This window comes from Rhizobium sp. RCC_161_2 (genome assembly GCF_041355235.1).
Classification (GTDB): domain Bacteria; phylum Pseudomonadota; class Alphaproteobacteria; order Rhizobiales; family Rhizobiaceae; genus Rhizobium.
The window spans coordinates 390,993-410,488 of record NZ_JBFUPL010000004.1 but is presented as its reverse complement, the minus strand read 5'-3'; the positions used below and the strand labels follow the sequence as shown (position 1 = coordinate 410,488).

The following is a 19,496-nucleotide window of genomic DNA, read 5'->3' as shown; positions in this document are numbered from 1 at the left end:
GATGAATTGCCATGAACCCCATCGAGAAGTCCAAGCAGTTCGACTTGGACCATATTCGCAAGCAGGTTTCGGAAATCCGCGCCCGTAGCGCCGAGGAAAAGGGCGGCGAGAATCTGTCCGGCGACATCAATGCCTATGCCCGCCAGATTGCCGAACAGTTTCGCGAAGGCAACCAGACACCGGCGATCATCATCGGCCAGTACCGGCTCTTCGAATTCCTCTGGCTGCTCGTCGTCGGACTTGCGGTTTTCTTCTTCCTGACAGCATCGGGCGATCATTCCTTTCTGGCGAAGGCAACGGTAACGATCTCGCTCAGCACGCTCTCCATCCTCTTTCTGCAGTTGGCCGACGCTTATCAAATCCCGATGCTGCGCATGCCGCATCGCTTCCTGCAGCGCATCCTGCTGCCATGGGTGGCGGCGTTCGCAGTCGTCTCCATTGCCCTTCTCCCGTTCCACGTCGATGGCGTCTATTCTGTCCGCCTTCTCACCACCTGGTTTGTCGCCGGCGCGGCTTTCCTTGTCGGCGCGCGCCTGGTGTTCGCTTATGGCATCCGCCACTGGGCGCGCAACGGCATCATGGAGCGGCGCGCCGTCATCGTCGGCGGCGGCGAGCCGGCCAAGGAACTGATCCGCGCGCTCGAGCATCAGCCCGACAACGATATCCGCATCTGCGGCATCTTCGACGATCGCGGCGAGAAGCGATCGCCGGTCATGGTGGCCGGCTATCCGAAACTCGGCACCGTACCCGAGCTGGTCGAATTCGCCCGGCTGACGCGGGTCGATATGCTGATCATCGCGCTGCCGATGAGCGCCGAAGACCGTATTCTGCAGCTCCTGAAGATGCTCTGGGTGCTGCCCGCCGATATCCGCCTGGCGGCGCATGCCAACAAGCTGCGCTTCCGCCCGCGCGCCTATTCGCATGTCGGCGCGGTGCCGATGCTCGACATCTTCAACAAGCCGATCCGCGATTGGGATGGCGTCGCCAAGCGCATCTTCGATGTCTTCTTCAGCCTGCTCGCGCTGTCACTGCTCTGGCCGGTCATGCTTGCCGCCGCAATCGCGGTGAAGACGACCTCGAAGGGGCCGGTGTTCTTCATGCAGAAGCGTCACGGCTTCAACAACGAGATCATCAAGGTCCTCAAGTTCCGTTCGATGTATACGCATATGAGCGACCCGACGGCCCGCAACGCGGTCACCAAGAATGATCCCCGCGTTACACCGGTCGGCCGCTTCATCCGCAAGACCTCGATCGATGAGCTGCCGCAGCTCTTCAATGTGCTCATCGGCAACCTGTCGCTCGTCGGCCCGCGTCCGCATGCCGTGCTGGCGGCGAGCCATAACCGCACTTATGCCGATGTGGTCGAGGGTTATTTCGCCCGCCATCGCGTCAAGCCCGGCGTCACCGGCTGGGCGCAGATCAACGGCTGGCGCGGCGAGATCGACAGCGACGACAAGATCAAGTTCCGCACGGCCTACGACCTCTATTACATCGAGAACTGGTCGCTGTTCTTCGATCTAAAGATCCTGTTTCTGACGCCTTTCCGTCTTCTCAACACGGAAAATGCCTATTGACCGCGATCGACCTCCACTTACCGCGCGTCGACCGGCCGCAGCTCGCTACGCTTCGGCTGATCGGCACGGCTTGCGTCGCCTTCGGGGTGTTCCTCTCAGGCTTCGTCATCGCCGAACCCGCACCCTATGAGCTGTGGCTCGCCTTTCTCATCGGCTTCTGGTTCCTCCTCGGGCTGAAGATCTCGCGCAACACCGCGCCGCTGCTGGCCCTCTTCCTGACCTTCAATGTCGGTGGCATGCTGTCGTTGACGCAGATGCGCGATCTCGGTGCCAGCGATCATCTTGACGGGCCGGTCTATATCGCCGTCTCCACCTTCCTGGCGCTGAGCGCCGTCTTTTACGCCGCGATCATCGAGGACAGCGAAAAACGGCTGAAGCTGATCTTCAACACCTGGGTCGTTGCCGCGCTGATCACGGCGAGCCTTGGCATCCTCGGCTATTTCCACGCCGTTCCCGGCTTCGGTATCTTCACCCGCTACGACCGTGCCATGGGCGCCTTCCAGGACCCGAACGTCTTTGGTCCCTATCTGGTGACACCGACTATCTATCTCATGCACGGCATCCTGATCGGCGATCTCAAGAAGGCGCCGATCAAGGCGCTGTGCCTGGTCGTCCTGGCTTTTGGCATCTTTCTCTCTTTCTCGCGCGCCGCCTGGGCGCTGTTCGCCTTTGCCTCGGTGATGCTGATCTTCTGCATGCTGCTGAAACACCGCAGCAATGCCTTTCGGTTGCGCATCCTCGTGATGTCGCTGACGGCGATCATTCTCATGGTCGTGGTGCTGATCGTCGCGCTGCAATTCCATCAGGTCAGCGACCTGTTCTCCACGCGCACGCAGCTCGTCCAGGATTATGACGGCGGACATCTCGGCCGCTTCGAGCGCCATCGTCTCGGCTTCATGATGTCGATGGAAAGGCCGCTCGGCATCGGACCGCTAGTGTTCTCCACCCTCTTTCGCGAGGACGAGCACAATATCTGGCTGAAGACGCTGACCACCTATGGCTGGCTTGGCTTCTTCTGCTGGGTCAGCATGATCTGCTGGACGATCTATATCGGCTTTCGCAACCTTTTGAAGGAGCGGCCCTGGCAGCCCTACGTGATGATCGCCTGGATCGTCGTTCTCGGCCATGTCGGCATCGGTAACGTCATCGATACCGATCATTGGCGCCATCTCTACATGCTGATCGGTATCGTCTGGGGCTGCGGGGCTCTGGAGCAACATCATCAGCGTGGCCTGACCCGGAAGGGGGCTGCATCATGACCATCAATGTCGGCATCAAACGCCTGTCACTGCTGCAGGTCCTCGAACCGAGCGGCGGCGGCTCCGGGCGGCACTTCCTCGACCTCTGCCGCGCCATGCAGCATCGGGGCCATTCGGTGACGGCGGTCTATTCGCCGCTGCGCGCCGAAGCCGCCTTCGTCGCGGAGCTTGAAGGCATGGGCCTCGACAGCGTCATTCCGCTCGCCATGCGGCGCGCGCCGGGGCCTTGGGATCTCACCGCATGGTGGGGCATTCGCCGGATCGCTGCGCGGCACGGGCCATTCCATTTGATCCATGGCCACAGCTCCAAGGCGGGCGCGCTGACACGGTTGCGGCTGCCAGGCCCACATGTTCCGGTCATCTACACGCCGCATGCCTTCCGCACCATGGACCCGACGCTCGACTCCAAGGGCCGGACGATCTATGGCGGCATTGAGCGGCTGCTCGGCAGCCAGCTGTCCGACTGCCTGATCTGCGTGTCCCGCGATGAGTATGATCACGCGCGGTCGCTGGGTATTCCGGAAGCGCGCCTGCGCATCGTCGTCAATGGCGTCAGCGCGCCGCCATCGGGGCAACGCGCCGCCATCCGTGCACGCTACGGCATACCGCAGGACGCCCTACTCTTCGGTTTCGTCGGCCGGCTTACGCGGCAGAAGGCACCGGAACGGCTTGTCCAGGCTTTTGCCCGCATCGCCAGGGAATTGCCTCAGGCGCATCTGCTGATGATCGGGGTCGGCGAACTCACCGATACGGTCAAGAGCATGATCAAGGCCGCCGGCCTTGAGGATCGCGCTTATCTCGATGATGCGATCCCGGGTGCCGCTGCCATCGATGCCTTCGACGTCGTCGTCATGCCCAGCCGCTACGAGGCCATGTCCTATGTCATGCTGGAGGCCGCGGCCGGCGGCAAGCCGCTGCTTTTGACTGATGTCGGCGGGGCGCGCACGGTGATCGAGCCCGGCCGCAACGGCTATATCGTCGCCAATAGCGACGATCCCTCGGAACTAGCGATGACGATGCGGCGCTTTGCCGACCCGAAATTGCTGCGGAACTTCACCACCGAAGCCCGCCAACGCAAGGATGGCTATACGCTCGCCGGCATGGCCGACGCGACAGAGGAAATCTATTTCGAACTGCTCGGCTATCGCGCGCCGACGCCGCTGCGGAGACAGGAAAAACTCCTGCTGCGCAGCGCCTCGTAAAAGACGCGCGAAAAAGGCGGCATTCTTTAAATTTGCAGGTGAGCTCCGTCCGAAATCGGTTCCTGTTTTCGGGTTTTTGCGCTAAATTTCAACCATGATTACATCAGCGCAACTCCGCGGCGCACGCGCCATGCTTGGACTGTCGTCGGAGGCGCTTGCCGCCGAAAGCAAGCTGCCCCTGGCCACGATCAAAACGCTGGAAACGGATGTCAGTGCGGCGGACGCCAAGGCGCTTGTCGCCGTCCGCTCCGTCCTTGAAGCCCATGGCGTGCTGTTTCTCGCCAACGGCAGCGACGGAAACGGCGGCGCCGGCATCCGCTTCAAGCATTGGGCGGAAGATGGCGGCACCCGGCCGGAAAACCTGAACGCCACCAACGACGACTGATATCCGGAACATTGCCATGCAGGTGAATATTCGTTAAAATATATTCGAATATTCATTCTGGGATATGCAGATGCCCCTCTATATAAGAGACGACGATATCGACGCACTCGCAGTTGAACTGCAGACGTTGAGCAAGGCGCGCACCAAGACTGAAGCGGTACGTTCCGCGCTTCGTCATGAAATCGATCGGCTGCGAGACGCCGTACCGCTTCGTGATCGTATTGCCAAGATTCAGGCGGAAGCTACGAAACTCGGCCTGCCCAATCCAGATTTCGACTTCAAGGCATTTACGGATGAAATGTGGGACGACGTCTGATGTTCATAGACGCATCGGTCATTGTCGCAATCCTCAACCAGGAACCCGGCTGGCAGGAGCTCGCTAAAAGGCTCTCGCATGTCGAAAATGCCTGTGCAGTATCTCCGCTCGTCCGTTTCGAAGCAATGCTGGGCATTGCGCGGGCTGCCGTTCACAAGCGGAGCGGGCCGGGTACGAAACCAGACCCTATGATTTTGCAGGAGTCTCGCAAGCTGGTGGATGACTTAATTGCTGAAATTGGCGCAACAGAAATTGCCATCACGAACACCATCGGCAACGGAGCGATGGACGCAGCTGCGATGTACGGAAAAGCAATCGGCCATCCGGCCGATCTCAATTTTGGTGACTGTTTCGCGTATGCTTGCGCAAAAGCGTATGGAAGCGGCCTTCTATATAAAGGCGACGATTTTGCGCAGACTGATCTAGCTTGATCGTCTAGGCGCTACGCCAGCTTCCAGCTTTGAACGAGCTGCTCCGGAGCCGAGATGGCGGCCGACAGGATGAAGCGTTCGGTATCGTTGGCCGGCTCCTTGCCCGTAACAGTGGAACGGACCGGCAGGCCGTGGCCGAAATCGTTGAGCGTTACCAGTTCCACCACCACGTCGCCGTGGTCGCCGCGCCATTCGCGCCGCTCGCCGCCCTCGAATAGGCGCAACCGGCCCTTCGTTTGCGGACGCTCATGCACCGCCAGCCACTGCGCCACCGACGCCTCGGCATTGGCGTATGAGACGGTGCCGTCGTCAGATCCATGCCAGATGGAGACCGACGGGAACCGGCCGGCATCCGGCGAGACTTCGCGGACGAGTTCTGCCCACTTTTCGGCCGGGCGCGCAGAACCCCTTCTCATGACATCCAGCGCCGACATGGCATCGCGGGCGGCACCAAAGGGCAGACCGCCGACGATGGCGCCGGCGGCGAACAATTCCGGATAGGTGGCAAGCAGCGCAGACGCCATCGCGCCGCCGGCCGAAAGGCCCATGACGAAAATCCTGTTGTCGTCGATCTTATGCAGCCGGCGGCTGAAATCGATCATCTCGCGGATAGACCCCAGTTCGCCGCGATCGCGGGATACCGAGCTCGGGCGAAACCAGTTGAAACAGAGATTGGGATTATTGAAGGGCTTCTGCTCGGCGTAGAGCACAGCGAATCCATGCTTGCGCGCCAGGGCCGTCCAGCCGCTGGCACGATCGAAATCCTCGGCATTTTGCTGGCAACCGTGCAGGACGACGACGAGCGGCATTGGACCGTCGATGCCCGGCGGCACATATTCCAGCATGCGCAGGTCACCCGGATTGCGCCCGAACCACAAGACCTCTGTTAGGCTCTGCGGCACGAGCTGCGTGGATACGCGCTGGCGTGCCGGCTGCGACCGCGGCCTCGTTACGGGAAATTTGAGCTGTGGCAACTCGACGGAATCGACGAGCAAACGGCGGAGCCGGCTCGGAACCTTGAAATTCATCCTAGACCTTTCAAATTATCCGCACCCGCCGTTGTTGATTTTGTTTGGCGGGCGGCGACCGCACTCCGTTCCCAAGGGGCCGGCATCGAGCAATGCGACTCTATTTGTGCGATGCAGCAAATATAGGGCGAAGAACGAGATTCGAACAGTCACAATGCATCATTGCTGCTATGTGAAATCAGCTTAAATCGATTAGATTATCGTCAACAAAGAAGCCGGAGATGTCAGAGATAAGCTCGTGCCAGGGCAATGAGCTTCGCATCTTCTTTTACGCCCTGACGATAGAGCTGAATGATCAGGGCACCGAGACGCTCGGCCTCCGGGCCGCGATGATCGATGCCGCGATCCTCGCAAACAGCATCCAGCACCTTTTCCAGACGATCCAGATCGTCCGAAAACAGGGGTAAATCCTGGGGATGGATGGAGGTTTCCAACATCTGCGCTGCCTCGTCCGTCGGGCGGAAGCACGCCAACACGATCACCGGAGCCCGCATGTAACCGGCGACATTGAAATAACTATGCGCCCCACCTCGTGGCTTGGCAAGAAAGGTTTTGTAAAACAGGCGTGTCGGCTACAGCCAACACAACCTTTATAATACTACAATTTTAAGCGACACAATCATCAAGTCTTGACGGGCGTCTGACATAAGGATGCAACGAAACGGAGGCTTCCTGATGAACAAGCGCATCAGTTCTGCGACATTCTGCATGCTGTTGCTTGGCGCAACCGAGCCAGCCCTTGCCCAGTCGCTGTCGGCATTGCCGCTGCGAAACCCACGCCAAATGCCCGATGGCTATATTTCCGTACAGTCCGGCATATCGCTTTCCGTTCCGGTCGCAGACGGCGACAATGAAACGCAACAGCGGGATGCGCTCAAAATCCTTCTATCGCATCGCGACCAGCAACTGCGCAGTGCTGCTCGACACCATCGCCGACGATTGCCAGATCAACAGTCTTTCCAGCAACACCGATGTTACCAACATCGATGGCCGCGGGCCGAAACTGACGGTGCGCGGCCAGGTCGGCATGGCGGTCAAATTAAAGCCTGCCGCCTCGACTGCGAAGTGAAGAAAGCTCGCACCGGACGCGAACAATCGAAATGCCAACGGATCGGTAAGAAATCGCGGCGATAATCCCCCCGCAATTGAGGGATGACACCATGGCAAAAGCGAAACGACGCACGCGGCGCAAGCCACAGTCCAAAGCGGGCAATTCGATGTGGCTATGGGGGATGGTCGGTGTGGCCGCCGCAGCCGGCATCTTCGCCTATGAGCACCGCAGGGAAATGCCGGCCCTCCTGGCCAATGTGGGCGCTACCGGCGCCCGGCATGTATCGCAGACGACAGAGGTGGTACAGGCGACGCCGACACCGGCCATGAAGCCGAAGGTTAAGATGGCGGTCGTCGTTCCCGAACGGCCGGACACGACGATGCCTGTTCCACCCAATGCCATTCCCGTCTCCTTGCCAGTGGAGCGTGCGGCTCCGGTGCTGGCCACCGCCCCTGCCCGCGAAAGCGGTAGTCGATTCGGCCTGTGCGGCAGTGCGAGCGGGGGCAACTGTGTCGTCGACGGCAGTACCTTCTGGCAGAACGGGGTCAAAATCCGCCTGGCGGATATCGATGTGCCAGATACTGACCCATCGCACTGCGCCGGCGAACGGCAAAAGGGCGCCGCCGCGAAGCTGCGCCTGCAAGCCCTGCTCAATGACGGCACGTTCGCACTCTCCGGCAGTGCCCGCGGCGAAGATCAACATGGCGGCAAATTCCGCATCGCCATGCGCGCCGGCCGCTCCATCGGCGATCAATTGGTAGCCGAAGGGCTCGCCCGCCGCTGGACGGGACAAACTGCATCCTGGTGCAGTTAACTCAGTGAAAATTTGATTGGGAGTTCAAGGATTTAAATGGTCGGGGCGACAGGATTTGAACCTGCGACCCCTTGACCCCCAGTCAAGTGCGCTACCGGGCTGCGCTACGCCCCGACCTGCCTAAAAGGCATGTTTGCATTAGTCTGTCAGCCATGGCAGCGCAAGGGGTAAAATCGCAGCTCGGTAGAAAAATGGCGGCCTGAGCGAGAAAAATCCTCGCTCTTTCGCTCACCTGCATTCCCGGCGCGGCCCGTGGCTCGGCTGATATGTATTGTCCGAGGGGCGATAGGATTGATAGCGGCTGGCGCAAGCCCGCGCACGACTATCGTAATAGCCTTGCATGTGCTGCCTGTAGAACAGCGTGCCGGTCACGAAGGATTTGAAGAGCACGCCGCTATCCGAATCGTCGTCGTAATAGCCGTCGAAACCGTGGCGCTGGTGGCCACCGCGCCAATGGTTGTGGCTGTGCCAGTGGCCATGGCCGTGGACCTGGATGATATCGGATTGCCGCTCCGGCACCGAAAGTCCCGGCATGGAAATGGCGCTGGCGGGCAAGACCGCGCCGGCGGCCAGCAACAGGCCAAAACCTGCAACAGCCAGCGACCTGGTGATCATTCGCATGTGTAGCTCCTTCCAAGTCCAGTAGCGGCAGTTCCAAGCACATCTGCGTGAGAAACCTTGCCGCCGGCCACCCCGACATTACCTCTATATAGTAAGTGCGAGCCACACTCACAGATACCTGTCCGTCTTTCTTCACCGACGGATTATCATTGAACAAGATGTGATTGGAAAGTTACGGCGATGAAGCCCCTGATTGCTCTTCTGCTATGCGCGCCACTGCTTGCCGCATGCACCACGACCGAACAATCCCTGCAGCCCATTCCCGGCAGCATCACCTATCGTGGCCAGCCGCAGATGAAGCTGACGCTATCGCCTCCGGGCACGCGCCTGCCGCACCATTTCACCAATCAGTGGGGTGAGGACGTCTACGAGACCTACATCATCCAGCCTGATCACAGCCTGAAGCTCGTGAGCCGTGAAGTGATGACGCCGGTGAACTAGAGCGTTTCACGGAAGCGCTGAAACGCTCCATCCTATTGTTTTGACGCAATTCCGGACGGAAAACTGCTGCGCACTTTTCCTGGGCTTGCTCTTGCCGCAAGCAGCCGCCCACAAAAAACTCCGCCAGTATAGCGCTGACGGAGTTTTTGATTTTGCAAGCGAAGCGTTCGCTCCGGCTTACCAGCAGCGATAGCAGCGGCGGTAATAGGGGCGGCCATAATAGCCGCGGTGATGATTGTCGCTGACCGCGGCACCAACGAGGACGCCACCGATGACGCCTGCGGCGATCCCTGCGGCAGCCTGATTTTCGGCCTGCTGCGCCTGGGCGCGATTGGCCTGATAGGTGGCGCCGACGCAGCGGCTGTAACGCTGGGTACCCGGGCGAAAACCCTGGGACTGGCAGGTCATTTCGGCGCTGGTTGCGGATTGCTCCGGCGTCTGGCAGCTCGTCAAAATAGTCGATATGGCGAAAAGACCGAGCGCCATGGTAGCTCGTATGCGCATATTCCCCTCCGGCAATTTAAAGTGTTGTCTCTAAATACGGAAATACAGCCAAAGGTAAGCTAACGCAAGCCTTCGATTACCAATTAGTTAACAAGAAAGCACCATGGGCTCGACAGGACGTTTCCTTACCGATCGAGCGCTCTCCTAAGCGCCAACGTCTCCAAAGTGCGTTTAAAAACAAAGGGCCCGGCATGAAACCGGGCTTCTTTGCCATTCTTCGAAGCTTCTGCCTATGGCAGCCGCTTTCCATACCTTACACGGTGATCGCAGATCCGATCAGAAGTTGCGCTCGAAACGGAGAATGCCGGCAACGGTATCATCATTGATGAAGTCATAGTGCATGTAGGTCAATTCCGGCTCGATAAGGAAATCCTTGACCGGGTTGAACTTCAGGTTCGTCGTTGCTTCGAAAATCTTCGATTCGGTATAGGCGAGCTGCAGGTTCCACTTCAGCTTTTCGTTGACCGGTACGCCAACGCCACCCCAGACGGCCCAATCGCCCCAGCCGCACTTTGCCCCATGGACAACGCCATCGGAGGTCGTGCAGGCCGATTCATCCTGATAGGAACCGGCATACTGGTTGAGCTTGTCGCCATCCGTGTTCCAGCCGCCCATGAGGAAAGCTTCCACACCGCCGAATTTGGCATCGATACGGGCCTTGATGGCGCCTTCCTCGACGATGGAGTCATAGCCGCCAACGACTTTGAAGCCGAGCGTGCCCGTCGTGTAGCCAAAGCCAGCCACGACGTTCGGCGCATATTGATCGGTCTTCGAGGTAACCCACGCGCCGCCATAGCTGTCCGAGTCCGAACCCGAGTTGCTGTCTTCCAGCGAGATGACGGCGGAGAAACCGGTGCCGGTATCATATTTGTACGTCAACTGATTGAGTTCGTACGGACCGTCGTAGATCGCGTCGTCGTTGATGACGTCGCCGGCGTAACCGGCATAGAGGTTATACTGCGAGTCGAGCTTGCCAACCGTGAAGCCGCCGAGGCTGATATTGGCAAACAGCAGCTTGGAGGAGGTAGCTCCTCCGTCGTTCCACTCCCAGCGGAAGATGGTGTTGGTCTTCAGCGGACCGTATTCCGTGTCCGTCGCGGTATCGACATTGAGTTCGGTACGGTCATGCCAGAGCGTGCCGACCTTACCCTTCGGATTATAGGCATCGTACCATTCGCCTTCGGTACGAATCTTGCCGCCGATCTTCAGGCAGGTTTCAGTGCCCGGAATAAAGAAATAGCCGGTGCCATAGGCATCGCAGATACGGACATATTCCATTGGCTCGGGTTCGGCCGCGACGATGGCATCGGCCGCATGGGCGCCGCTCACCGTTGCCAGCGCGGCAGCGGAGCCGAGAAGAAGGCTCTTGATGTTCATGGTGTCTCCATTCGAATATCCATCAGGGGACGGAGCTCCGCGGTAGACAAATCCATACCGCCCCATAGCCTGACTTGACGTCTCCCCCTTAACGGGAACGAAGCGGTGAAGCTTCGCCGTCAAAGCTGAACTCAGCGCCGCGGGCTTGCAAGTTAATAAGCATAGCGAGCTAATTGTTATATCCGCTTAGCTTCTTATACGTGACAAAAATATCACTGCCGTTGGTCCGGGGATCACACTACTCGCGCAGACGGAGCATCCGAAGGATGGCGAGCACCGCCCGAAGGGGCGCTGGAGCTGTATTGAAAGATGGTCATAAATAAATACAATTACCCGCCGGGATCAGGAGGTGGTCGCGATCAGACGCGATTCAAGAAAGTTATGGTTCGGAGGAAAAACATATGCCTTTCAAAACCTTAAGCGTATTCCTCATCGCCGTTGGCATGGGTACGGCGGCAATGGCCAGCTCCAGCGATCACGGGGGCGACCGGGGCGGTTCGGGCGATAGCCCCGGCGCCGGCGACTACAGGAACTATCGCAGCGCCATTACCGAAAGAAGCGACGTGGACGATACGGAAGAAAAAGATCCGAACGCCTGCTGGACGCTGCCCCGCTCCGCCGATGGCAAGTCCATCGTCGCGCCGAGTCAGGCGAATCCCATCGTTCCGCGCAAGTGCAATTGATCGGCAAAGCGCGTGCCGGGCAGTCTTTCAACAAGACCGCCCTGCCCCTGGTACATGCAACTGAACAAAAATCATCCGCATCATTGGACGTAAATGGCTTGGCTTACCGCACCTGATCCAGCAACCGCTTGCATTCCAGGAGATCGTAGAGCGTTTCCTGAAGCAGCGCCCTGTCTTCCTTGCCGACGCTCGACTTGCCGAGGGAAACATCCGGCACGTCGTCTTCGCCGCTTACGAAGTTGAAGAAACGGCGGCTGATCGGCGCCTTGGCGCGGCCGACGATCTGATCCTCATCGGGATGGCCGGACCCGACGCGCGGCTCGGCCGGGGCCGGTTCCTGCGCGGCGGCGGCAAGCGCCTCGACGCTGGCGAGATCGCCATGGCCGACGGCGATGACGAATTTGTTTCCGTTGGTTTTGAGGAGCTTCTGGACGCCTTTGATCGTATAGCCGTGATCGTAAAGCAGATGACGGATGCCGTTCAGCAGATCGACATCCTCTGGCCGGTAGTAGCGCCGGCCGCCGCCTCGCTTCATCGGCTTGATCTGCGGGAAACGGGTTTCCCAGAAGCGCAGGACATGCTGCGGCAGATCAAGGTCTTCCGCGACTTCGCTGATTGTGCGAAATGCATCTGGGCTCTTGTCCATCGTCATACTCCCACAGCATGTTTCCGACATCATTCGGGCCGGACCATGCGAAGCCAGATCGGCACCGCGGCTCGTCGCGATACGACTCACCATATTTCAACGGTTTGCGGGGAGAAATTCAAGTCATCTCTTCAGCTGTTGCACAAGCAAGCCGAAAAATAGCCGAGAAAGATCCGGAAAACAGGGTGACAGCCGACGTGCGGGCCACGCCGACATCCGTTTCAAATGGATCAGGAAGCAGGATTTGCCGGCCGTGCCTTCGCCTTGCGGCTGGCATGTGCCTTCAGGATTCGCGTCTTCAGGACGTTGGATGCCTTGAAAGTCATGACACGGCGCGGAGAGATCGGGACTTCTTCACCGGTCTTCGGATTTCGACCGATGCGCTCGTTTTTATCGCGCACCTGAAATGTCGCAAAGGAAGAGAGTTTTACGGTTTCGCCACGCACGATGGCGTTGCAAATCTCATCGATCACCGTCTCGACGAGTTCCGCAGATTCGGTCCGGGAGAGGCCAACTTTCCGGAATACCGACTCCGCCAAGTCTGCGCGCGTCACTGTCTTGCCCGTCATAGCTCCCCGCCCATATTGATAGGTAATCTTATTCAGCCGTACGAGACTATTGCCCTTGCACCAAACGGTCAAGCTCTTGTTCGGAATCGGCTTTTGGAGATGGCGCCTACCAGCGCAACAGGACCGCGCCCCAGGTGAAACCGCCGCCCATGGCCTCCAGCATCACCAGATCGCCCTTCTTGATTCGGCCGTCGCCGGCCGCAACCGCAAGCGCCAAGGGAATCGATGCCGCCGATGTATTGCCGTGAAGATCCACCGTCACCACAACTTTTTCGGGAGCAATTCCGAGTTTCTTGGCCGAGCCGTCGATGATGCGGCGATTGGCCTGGTGCGGCACCAGCCAGTCGAGATCCTCGGCTGTGACATCGGCCGCCTTGAACGTCGCTTCGATGACGTCGGTGATCATGCCGACGGCATGCTTGAACACTTCTCGGCCGGCCATATGCAGCACGCCGACCGTTCCCGTCGAGGAAGGTCCGCCATCGACATAAAGCTTGTCCTTGTGTGCACCATCGGAGCGCAGGCTTGCCGTCAGCACGCCACGATCGGTATTGGCGCCCGTCCCCTCGCCTGCTTCGAGAATCAGCGCACCGGCGCCGTCGCCGAAGAGAACGCAAGTCGTGCGGTCGGTCCAGTCGAGAATGCGGGAGAACGTTTCGGCGCCGATGACGAGCACGCGCTTGGCAACGCCACCGCGAATATAGGCATCGGCGGTGGTCACGGCATAGACGAAGCCCGAGCAGACAGCCTGAACATCGAAGGCAAAGCCATGATGCATGCCGAGCCGGTTCTGGATGTTCACTGCGGTCGCGGGAAAGGTGTTATCCGGCGTGGAGGTAGCGACGATGATCATGTCGAGATCATCCGCCGTCAGCCCGGCATTGGCAAGCGCTGCCCGTGCCGCCTGCTCGCCGAGCGAGGCCGTGGTTTCGCCTTCGCCGGCGATGTAGCGCTGGCGAATACCGGTGCGCTGGACGATCCAGTCATCACTGGTGTCTACGACTTGCTCCATATCACGGTTCGTCATGACGCGCTTAGGCAGCGCCGACCCGAATCCGCGAACAACTGAACGAATCATTCCTGTTATACCCCGTCACTCATGCCGCTTCAGGTCCGATCGGCGGCTGCCGCCTGGCATGGTATCTTTTCAGATCATTTTCGATTTTTTGTGTCAGGCCATTCTTGGCCATGTCGTAGCCAACATCGATAGCGGCCGCGAAAGCCTCGGCATTGGCGCCGCCATGGCTCTTGATGACGATGCCGTTAAGGCCGAGGAAGACGCCGCCATTGACCTTGCTGGGATCGAGTTTCTCGCGCAGCAGGTCGAAGGCGCCTTTGGCGAAGAGGTAGCCGATGCGGGCAAGCAACGTGCGCGTCATGGCCGAGCGCAAATAAGCGCCAATCTGCTTAGCCGTGCCCTCGGCAGCCTTCAGCGCGATATTGCCGGAAAAGCCTTCCGTCACCACCACGTCGACCGTGCCCTTGCCGATATCGTCGCCTTCGACGAAGCCGGAATACTCAAGCGATTCAAGATTGGCTTCACGGATCAGGCGACCGGCTTCCTTGACATCTTCCTGGCCCTTGATTTCCTCGACGCCGACATTGAGCAGGCCGATGGTCGGGCGTTCGATCTCGAAGAGGGCGCGGGCCATCGCCCCGCCCATCAATGCGAAATCGAGCAATTGCTGCGAATCGGCGCCGATGGTCGCGCCAACGTCGAGCACGATGCTTTCGCCGCGAAGCGTCGGCCAGATCGCGGCGATCGCCGGGCGTTCGATGTTGGCCATCGTGCGCAGGCAGAACTTCGCCATAGCCATCAGCGCGCCGGTATTGCCGGCGGAAACGATGACATCGGCCTCGCCGACCTTCACCGCTTCGATTGAGCGCCACATACTGGAGACGTAGCGGCCACGGCGCAGCGCCTGGCTCGGCTTCTCGTCCATGCTGATCGCGACATCGCATTCGTGGAAGACGGATTTGTCGCGGAGCTTTGGATATTTGCCCAGGATCGCTTCGCAACGATCCTTCATGCCATACATGATGAAGGTAATATCGGGATGCCTCTCCAGCGCCTTGGCCGCGCCAGGAATAACAACCTCAGGGCCGAAATCGCCACCCATTAGGTCAAGAGAAATTCTGATCACGCGTCCCTAGTCCTTCTTGTCCGCCGGGCCTGGCGAAATTGGCGTCAAAATACCGGTTTCTCCCCGCGTTACAACTGAATTGTGTTCAATTGCCAGGGGTGTCTATTCCTTTTTCCAGTCTTTCAGGACAGCGAATGGCGAAGGTTTCTTGTCATCTTCGCCTGTGTCTTCGATGTGGTCTTCAAACTCGATACCGGGCTTGCGCGGGTAAGGATCGATGGCAAGCGCGGCAAATTCCGCGACGGCGGCGCCGGCATCGATCGTATCGCCGGTGAAGGTTTCCGGAAGGTCCGCGCCATCCGGATCGAGCACCATTTCTCCGGCATCCACAGACGGCATCCGCGCCAGTTTCGACCCCTCGGGGACGAAGATCTGCTCGAATTCCTCATTGATATCCGATTCGACCGGCTCGAGCGTGACGACGCAGGCCTGAACGATCTTTGCGCGCACATTGCCCTTGAGGCGAACCCCATCACGCTTCCATCGGGCGATCTTCAGATCCGCCTCGAGCGTCGGCACGGAGAGCACATTCCAAAGCTTGGCGAGACCGGCAAGCTCCCGGTCGTCGGCTGCAAGACGCACCTCCACCGGATTGGCGGAGATATGGCCGACTTTTACCGGATAGGAAAAGGGCGTTTCGTCGGAGTTCGGCTTCTTCATTTTTTGTCTCCTAGGCTACGTCTTTGTCGATCCCGCCAGGCTGCGGGAGGATTGCCGAACCGGTGGCAATTTCGGCTTCCGCCACGCTTGCCAGATGCGCCTCTGCCATCATCATCCAGTCCGCCAGACCAAGCATCGAGGGGGCCTCTTCGCCGGCAGTGGGGTAGATATTGCGCCGAAGCGCTGCGGCCAGAGCATCGCGATCATTCCCGTCCATGGCGGCCGCATAGCTTTCGAGCCGCCCGTAGAACATGCCCGCGAGTTTTTTCATCCGCTTCGGCACGCTGTTGTCGCCTATACCAAGTTCGCGGATGGAATAATCGATATCCTCGAAAAAGGCATCGATAATTTCCTGCGCAAGCTCGTGGCCGCTGGTCGCGGACGAACGCGTCCGGCGAAAAAACAGGATCATCACCGCCGACAGCAGTTCGAAACGCCCCATAACCGTATCCGGCACATCATAGTCGGTGTAGAAAACCGGCTGGCGCGCCATGGAGGTCAGGACGTCATATTGTCTGACGACGATGATCTGATTGTGATTTCTTTTGCGGAACAGCCCAAAAATCATGAAAATTCCCGGAATTGGCCATTCAGAGCGCCGTGTCGTGCTTGGCCTTGTTGCATCCACTTAAAAGCTGGTTTACCGAAGCAGGCGCGAATTGCAATGCCGTTTGTGCCCGCTTCAAGGCCCCGCCCCGACCCGTCGTCGCACTGTGCATGATTGGTGATGAAGAGTGCCGAACAACATCGCTGTTGCCCTACCCAATCGCGGAAAGGCCACAATGATGTGCACAGCAAGATCTTATTGGCCGCCCGGCCATCGGTTTGATTCATTAGGGGAGATGGGATGTCGTTGACGAAACGGTATTTCAAGTCTGACAGAACTTTCATCAGCAGTGCCGCCATCGCCCTGGTGATCGGGACCGCGGGGCTTACGAGTTGCAAGACCACAGAGGTCATGAACAACGGCTACATCTTCGATCAGCAATCGCTCAATCTCGTGCCCGTCGGCTCGAGCCGCGAGCAAGTGCTGCTTTCGCTCGGTACGCCATCGACGACGGCGACCTTCGACGGCGAAGTCTTCTATTACATATCCCAGAAGCGCACCCGCGCCGCGGCCTTCATGAAGCCGAAGCTGGTCGACCAGAACATTCTGGCGATCTACTTCGACAAGGATGGCATCGTGAAGCAGGAAGCCAACTACACGCTGAAGGACGGCAGGGTCTTCGACATGATCAGCCGTACGACGCCGACCGGCGGCCGCGACATCACCTTCCTGCAACAGATCCTGCAGGGTGGCGGCAACGGCGTCAACGGTGCGAGGAACTTCCTCAACAACCTCAATCCGGGTCAATAAGCCGGATAGACCGCATCAAAAAACCCGCGAGGCGCAAGCCCCGCGGGTTTTTCATTGGTTACGCCTTCGCCCTTATCCTGCAAGAACGGCAAGCAGCAGCAGCGCGACGATATTGGTGATCTTGATCGCCGGATTGACCGCCGGGCCAGCCGTATCCTTATAGGGATCGCCGACGGTATCGCCGGTCACGGAGGCCTTATGCGCCTCCGAGCCCTTCATGTGGCGGGTGCCGTCCTTGTCGACAAAGCCGTCTTCGAAGCTCTTCTTGGCATTGTCCCAGGCACCACCACCCGACGTCATGGAAATGGCGACGAACAGGCCGTTGATGATGACCCCCAGCAATGAAGCTCCCAGTGCCGCGAAGGCCGAAGCCTTGGAGCCGGAGATCAGAAGCACGCCGAAATAGACGACGATCGGCGCCAGCACCGGCAGCAGCGACGGGATGATCATCTCGCGGATGGCCGCCTTGGTCAGAAGGTCGACGGCGCGGCCGTAGTCTGGACGCTCCGTGCCCAGCATGATGCCCGGCTTCTCGCGGAACTGCCTGCGAACCTCCTCGACGATCGCGCCTGCCGCACGGCCGACGGCCGTCATGGCGATGCCGCCGAAGAGATAGGGGATCAGCCCGCCGAACAACAGCCCGGCGACGACGTAGGGGTTGGAGAGATCGAAGGAGATCGGCCCCACATCGGCGAAATAAGGGAACTGATCGCCATGCGCTGCGAAATACTTCAAGTCGTTCGAATAGGCGGCAAACAGCACCAGCGCGCCGAGACCGGCCGAGCCGATGGCGTAGCCTTTCGTGACCGCCTTGGTGGTGTTGCCGACAGCATCCAACGCATCGGTCGATTTGCGCACTTCCGGCGGCAGATGCGACATTTCGGCGATGCCACCGGCATTGTCGGTGACCGGGCCGAAGGCATCGAGTGCCACGATCATGCCGGCAAGGCCGAGCATAGCGGTGACCGCAATGCCGGTGCCGAACAGGCCGCCGAGCTGATAGGTGGCGAGAATGCCGCCGACGATGACGATCGCCGGCAGAGCCGTCGATTCGAGCGAGACGGCAAGGCCCTGGATGACGTTGGTGCCGTGACCGGTGACCGACGCCTGGGCGATGGAATTGACCGGCCGCTTGTTGGTGCCGGTGTAGTATTCGGTGATCACGACGATCAGCGCCGTGACGATCAGCCCGACGATACCGCAAAGGAACAGGTTCTTTCCGGTGATATCGAAACCTGCGACAGTGCCAATCGAACCCCAGCCGATGGTCAGCGAGGTGGCCACGCCGAGACCGATAATCGACAGAAGGCCGGTGGCAATCAGCCCCTTGTAGAGCGCACCCATGATCGAGCCATTGGCGCCGAGCTTGACGAAGAAGGTACCGATGATGGAAGTGATGATGCAGGTGCCGCAGATCGCCAGGGGATAGACCATGGCTGAGGCAAGGACCGGCGTGCCGGCGAAGAAGATCGCGGCGAGAACCATGGTGGCGACGACGGAGACCGCATAGGTTTCGAACAGGTCGGCGGCCATGCCGGCGCAATCGCCGACGTTATCACCGACATTGTCGGCAATGGTCGCGGGATTGCGCGGATCGTCTTCGGGAATGCCGGCTTCCACCTTGCCGACGAGGTCGCCGCCGACGTCGGCACCCTTGGTGAAAATACCGCCGCCGAGACGGGCGAAGATCGAAATCAGCGATGCGCCGAAACCGAGCGACACCAGCGCATCGATGACATCGCGCGAGCCCGGCTCATGGCCAAGCACGACGGTCAGCACGTAGAAATAGATGGAAACGCCTAGCAATGCGAGGCCAGCGACCAGCATGCCGGTGATGGCGCCCGACTTGAAGGCGATATCAAGACCGGCCGACAGACTATGTGACGAGGCCTGCGCGGTGCGAACATTGGCCCGCACGGAGACATGCATACCAATGAAACCGGCAGCGCCCGACAGGACCGCACCGATCAAAAAACCAAAAGCGGCTTCGGCCGATAGCAAAAGCCAGGCCGCGATGAAAACGATGACGCCGACAACGGCGATAGTCATATATTGACGCGCCAGATAGGCCTGCGCACCTTCTCGAATATAACCCGCAATTTCCTGCATGCGTGCATTACCCTGGTCGGCGGCAAGCACCGACCGGGTTGTCCAGATGGCATAAACCACCGAGAGCAATCCGCACGCTATAACACCTAGAAGAATCGACATTTCGCTTTTTCCCTCCAAAAAAGCCGGCGGTTCACTCCTCCTCCGGCCGCCTGCGACAACGGTGACCCCCCTCCTCCCAGGCGGTCGACAGATGTGCATAGCGGAGATTGCGTTTGGGAAAACGTCGCGTCAAGACCGCCCGCGGGTAAATCACCCGATGGCGGTTCAAAAGAACATTCGTAGCTGAAATCAGGCGCGAGCGAAGCAAACGAAAGTAGACGGC

Annotated in this window: 23 protein-coding genes and 1 tRNA gene; 11 read left to right on the top strand and 13 right to left on the bottom strand. The window is 59.4% G+C overall.

Features of this window, described 5'->3' with window-relative positions; all coding sequences use genetic code 11:
- Positions 1-11 precede the first annotated feature (11 nt).
- The 6 genes from AB6803_RS13745 to AB6803_RS13720 all read left to right on the top strand — a co-directional run bounded on the left by AB6803_RS13745 (position 12) and on the right by AB6803_RS13720 (position 5,167).
- Positions 12-1,574, top strand: a complete 1,563-nt coding sequence (locus AB6803_RS13745; RefSeq protein WP_371109405.1) for an undecaprenyl-phosphate glucose phosphotransferase — start codon at positions 12-14, stop codon at positions 1,572-1,574.
- Positions 1,571-2,833: an O-antigen ligase family protein gene (locus AB6803_RS13740; RefSeq protein ID WP_371109404.1), complete on the top strand. Its 1,263-nt coding sequence runs from the start codon at positions 1,571-1,573 to the stop codon at positions 2,831-2,833. Before AB6803_RS13745 ends, AB6803_RS13740 begins: the two co-directional genes overlap by 4 nt.
- Positions 2,830-4,035: a glycosyltransferase family 4 protein gene (locus AB6803_RS13735; protein WP_371109403.1), complete on the top strand. Its 1,206-nt coding sequence runs from the start codon at positions 2,830-2,832 to the stop codon at positions 4,033-4,035. The genes AB6803_RS13740 and AB6803_RS13735 overlap by 4 nt, the downstream gene beginning before the upstream one ends.
- Positions 4,036-4,165: 130 nt before the next feature.
- On the top strand, positions 4,166-4,420 hold the full coding sequence (locus AB6803_RS13730; protein WP_371109402.1) for a DNA-binding protein: 255 nt from the start codon (positions 4,166-4,168) through the stop codon (positions 4,418-4,420).
- A gap of 70 nt (positions 4,421-4,490) precedes the next feature.
- Positions 4,491-4,736 carry a type II toxin-antitoxin system VapB family antitoxin gene (locus AB6803_RS13725; protein ID WP_174162959.1) on the top strand — a complete coding sequence of 82 codons (246 nt, stop codon included), beginning with the start codon at positions 4,491-4,493 and terminating at the stop codon, positions 4,734-4,736.
- A complete protein-coding gene (locus tag AB6803_RS13720; protein WP_371109401.1) occupies positions 4,736-5,167 on the top strand; it encodes a type II toxin-antitoxin system VapC family toxin in 432 nt (143 codons plus the stop codon). The genes AB6803_RS13725 and AB6803_RS13720 overlap by 1 nt, the downstream gene beginning before the upstream one ends.
- A gap of 11 nt (positions 5,168-5,178) precedes the next feature.
- Here the strand turns inward: AB6803_RS13720 and AB6803_RS13715 are convergent, their stop codons facing one another.
- Positions 5,179-6,195, bottom strand: a complete 1,017-nt coding sequence (locus AB6803_RS13715) for a PHB depolymerase family esterase (protein ID WP_371109400.1) — start codon at positions 6,193-6,195, stop codon at positions 5,179-5,181.
- A 224-nt stretch (positions 6,196-6,419) separates the two neighbouring features.
- Positions 6,420-6,632, bottom strand: coding sequence for a hypothetical protein (locus AB6803_RS13710; RefSeq protein ID WP_371109399.1), 213 nt, complete (start codon positions 6,630-6,632; stop codon positions 6,420-6,422).
- A 413-nt stretch (positions 6,633-7,045) separates the two neighbouring features.
- Here AB6803_RS13710 and AB6803_RS13705 point away from each other — a divergent pair, with 413 nt between their 5' ends.
- Positions 7,046-7,264 (top strand): hypothetical protein, encoded by a 219-nt coding sequence (locus AB6803_RS13705; protein ID WP_371109398.1) that lies wholly within the window; start codon positions 7,046-7,048, stop codon positions 7,262-7,264.
- A 91-nt stretch (positions 7,265-7,355) separates the two neighbouring features.
- Positions 7,356-8,060 carry a thermonuclease family protein gene (locus tag AB6803_RS13700; protein WP_371109397.1) on the top strand — a complete coding sequence of 235 codons (705 nt, stop codon included), beginning with the start codon at positions 7,356-7,358 and terminating at the stop codon, positions 8,058-8,060.
- 37 nt (positions 8,061-8,097) lie between these two features.
- On the opposite strand, the gene AB6803_RS13695 is transcribed toward AB6803_RS13700, so the two are convergent.
- Positions 8,098-8,174 (bottom strand) — tRNA-Pro (locus tag AB6803_RS13695).
- 114 nt (positions 8,175-8,288) lie between these two features.
- A complete protein-coding gene (locus AB6803_RS13690) occupies positions 8,289-8,681 on the bottom strand; it encodes a BA14K family protein (protein WP_371109396.1) in 393 nt (130 codons plus the stop codon).
- A 180-nt stretch (positions 8,682-8,861) separates the two neighbouring features.
- Here AB6803_RS13690 and AB6803_RS13685 point away from each other — a divergent pair, with 180 nt between their 5' ends.
- Complete coding sequence (locus tag AB6803_RS13685) at positions 8,862-9,122, top strand: hypothetical protein (RefSeq protein ID WP_371109395.1); 261 nt, start codon at positions 8,862-8,864, stop codon at positions 9,120-9,122.
- A 177-nt stretch (positions 9,123-9,299) separates the two neighbouring features.
- On the opposite strand, the gene AB6803_RS13680 is transcribed toward AB6803_RS13685, so the two are convergent.
- A complete protein-coding gene (locus AB6803_RS13680) occupies positions 9,300-9,626 on the bottom strand; it encodes a hypothetical protein (protein WP_371109394.1) in 327 nt (108 codons plus the stop codon).
- Between the two features lie 276 nt (positions 9,627-9,902).
- Complete coding sequence (locus AB6803_RS13675) at positions 9,903-11,003, bottom strand: porin (protein WP_371109393.1); 1,101 nt, start codon at positions 11,001-11,003, stop codon at positions 9,903-9,905.
- A 401-nt stretch (positions 11,004-11,404) separates the two neighbouring features.
- On the opposite strand from AB6803_RS13675, the gene AB6803_RS13670 reads away from it, so the two are divergent.
- A complete protein-coding gene (locus tag AB6803_RS13670; RefSeq protein ID WP_371109392.1) occupies positions 11,405-11,686 on the top strand; it encodes a hypothetical protein in 282 nt (93 codons plus the stop codon).
- A gap of 103 nt (positions 11,687-11,789) precedes the next feature.
- On the opposite strand, the gene AB6803_RS13665 is transcribed toward AB6803_RS13670, so the two are convergent.
- The 6 genes from AB6803_RS13665 to AB6803_RS13640 all read right to left on the bottom strand — a co-directional run bounded on the left by AB6803_RS13665 (position 11,790) and on the right by AB6803_RS13640 (position 16,273).
- Positions 11,790-12,338, bottom strand: coding sequence for a MerR family transcriptional regulator (locus tag AB6803_RS13665; RefSeq protein WP_012651214.1), 549 nt, complete (start codon positions 12,336-12,338; stop codon positions 11,790-11,792).
- A 224-nt stretch (positions 12,339-12,562) separates the two neighbouring features.
- Positions 12,563-12,901, bottom strand: a complete 339-nt coding sequence (locus AB6803_RS13660) for an integration host factor subunit alpha (protein WP_007692773.1) — start codon at positions 12,899-12,901, stop codon at positions 12,563-12,565.
- Positions 12,902-13,007: 106 nt separating this feature from the next.
- The gene (locus AB6803_RS13655) at positions 13,008-13,979 is read right to left on the bottom strand and encodes a beta-ketoacyl-ACP synthase III (protein ID WP_371109391.1); all 972 of its coding nucleotides are present in this window, start codon (positions 13,977-13,979) and stop codon (positions 13,008-13,010) included.
- A 19-nt stretch (positions 13,980-13,998) separates the two neighbouring features.
- Positions 13,999-15,045: a phosphate acyltransferase PlsX gene (gene plsX, locus AB6803_RS13650; RefSeq protein ID WP_371109390.1), complete on the bottom strand. Its 1,047-nt coding sequence runs from the start codon at positions 15,043-15,045 to the stop codon at positions 13,999-14,001.
- A gap of 102 nt (positions 15,046-15,147) precedes the next feature.
- Entirely contained in the window at positions 15,148-15,705 is a 558-nt protein-coding gene (locus tag AB6803_RS13645; RefSeq protein ID WP_371109389.1) for a DUF177 domain-containing protein, read from the bottom strand.
- Positions 15,706-15,715: 10 nt separating this feature from the next.
- Positions 15,716-16,273, bottom strand: a complete 558-nt coding sequence (locus AB6803_RS13640; protein ID WP_371109388.1) for a ubiquinol-cytochrome C chaperone family protein — start codon at positions 16,271-16,273, stop codon at positions 15,716-15,718.
- Positions 16,274-16,552: 279 nt separating this feature from the next.
- Here AB6803_RS13640 and AB6803_RS13635 point away from each other — a divergent pair, with 279 nt between their 5' ends.
- Positions 16,553-17,062 carry an outer membrane protein assembly factor BamE gene (locus AB6803_RS13635; protein WP_371109387.1) on the top strand — a complete coding sequence of 170 codons (510 nt, stop codon included), beginning with the start codon at positions 16,553-16,555 and terminating at the stop codon, positions 17,060-17,062.
- A 72-nt stretch (positions 17,063-17,134) separates the two neighbouring features.
- Here the strand turns inward: AB6803_RS13635 and AB6803_RS13630 are convergent, their stop codons facing one another.
- Positions 17,135-19,273, bottom strand: a complete 2,139-nt coding sequence (locus AB6803_RS13630; protein WP_174050942.1) for a sodium-translocating pyrophosphatase — start codon at positions 19,271-19,273, stop codon at positions 17,135-17,137.
- Positions 19,274-19,496 lie beyond the last annotated feature (223 nt).

What these genes read in the sequence shown, in the direction of transcription:
- AB6803_RS13745 (WP_371109405.1), top strand. Translation starts at nt 12, where the DNA reads ATGAACCCCATCGAGAAGTCCAAGCAGTTCGACTTGGACCATATTCGC.
- AB6803_RS13735 (WP_371109403.1), top strand. Translation starts at nt 2,830, where the DNA reads ATGACCATCAATGTCGGCATCAAACGCCTGTCACTGCTGCAGGTCCTC.
- AB6803_RS13730 (WP_371109402.1), top strand. Translation starts at nt 4,166, where the DNA reads ATGCTTGGACTGTCGTCGGAGGCGCTTGCCGCCGAAAGCAAGCTGCCC.
- AB6803_RS13725 (WP_174162959.1), top strand. Translation starts at nt 4,491, where the DNA reads ATGCCCCTCTATATAAGAGACGACGATATCGACGCACTCGCAGTTGAA.
- AB6803_RS13720 (WP_371109401.1), top strand. Translation starts at nt 4,736, where the DNA reads ATGTTCATAGACGCATCGGTCATTGTCGCAATCCTCAACCAGGAACCC.
- AB6803_RS13715 (WP_371109400.1), bottom strand. Translation starts at nt 6,195, where the DNA reads ATGAATTTCAAGGTTCCGAGCCGGCTCCGCCGTTTGCTCGTCGATTCC.
- AB6803_RS13710 (WP_371109399.1), bottom strand. Translation starts at nt 6,632, where the DNA reads ATGTTGGAAACCTCCATCCATCCCCAGGATTTACCCCTGTTTTCGGAC.
- AB6803_RS13705 (WP_371109398.1), top strand. Translation starts at nt 7,046, where the DNA reads ATGAAACGCAACAGCGGGATGCGCTCAAAATCCTTCTATCGCATCGCG.
- AB6803_RS13700 (WP_371109397.1), top strand. Translation starts at nt 7,356, where the DNA reads ATGGCAAAAGCGAAACGACGCACGCGGCGCAAGCCACAGTCCAAAGCG.
- AB6803_RS13690 (WP_371109396.1), bottom strand. Translation starts at nt 8,681, where the DNA reads ATGCGAATGATCACCAGGTCGCTGGCTGTTGCAGGTTTTGGCCTGTTG.
- AB6803_RS13685 (WP_371109395.1), top strand. Translation starts at nt 8,862, where the DNA reads ATGAAGCCCCTGATTGCTCTTCTGCTATGCGCGCCACTGCTTGCCGCA.
- AB6803_RS13680 (WP_371109394.1), bottom strand. Translation starts at nt 9,626, where the DNA reads ATGCGCATACGAGCTACCATGGCGCTCGGTCTTTTCGCCATATCGACT.
- AB6803_RS13675 (WP_371109393.1), bottom strand. Translation starts at nt 11,003, where the DNA reads ATGAACATCAAGAGCCTTCTTCTCGGCTCCGCTGCCGCGCTGGCAACG.
- AB6803_RS13670 (WP_371109392.1), top strand. Translation starts at nt 11,405, where the DNA reads ATGCCTTTCAAAACCTTAAGCGTATTCCTCATCGCCGTTGGCATGGGT.
- AB6803_RS13665 (WP_012651214.1), bottom strand. Translation starts at nt 12,338, where the DNA reads ATGACGATGGACAAGAGCCCAGATGCATTTCGCACAATCAGCGAAGTC.
- AB6803_RS13660 (WP_007692773.1), bottom strand. Translation starts at nt 12,901, where the DNA reads ATGACGGGCAAGACAGTGACGCGCGCAGACTTGGCGGAGTCGGTATTC.
- AB6803_RS13655 (WP_371109391.1), bottom strand. Translation starts at nt 13,979, where the DNA reads ATGATTCGTTCAGTTGTTCGCGGATTCGGGTCGGCGCTGCCTAAGCGC.
- AB6803_RS13645 (WP_371109389.1), bottom strand. Translation starts at nt 15,705, where the DNA reads ATGAAGAAGCCGAACTCCGACGAAACGCCCTTTTCCTATCCGGTAAAA.
- AB6803_RS13640 (WP_371109388.1), bottom strand. Translation starts at nt 16,273, where the DNA reads ATGATTTTTGGGCTGTTCCGCAAAAGAAATCACAATCAGATCATCGTC.
- AB6803_RS13635 (WP_371109387.1), top strand. Translation starts at nt 16,553, where the DNA reads ATGTCGTTGACGAAACGGTATTTCAAGTCTGACAGAACTTTCATCAGC.
- AB6803_RS13630 (WP_174050942.1), bottom strand. Translation starts at nt 19,273, where the DNA reads ATGTCGATTCTTCTAGGTGTTATAGCGTGCGGATTGCTCTCGGTGGTT.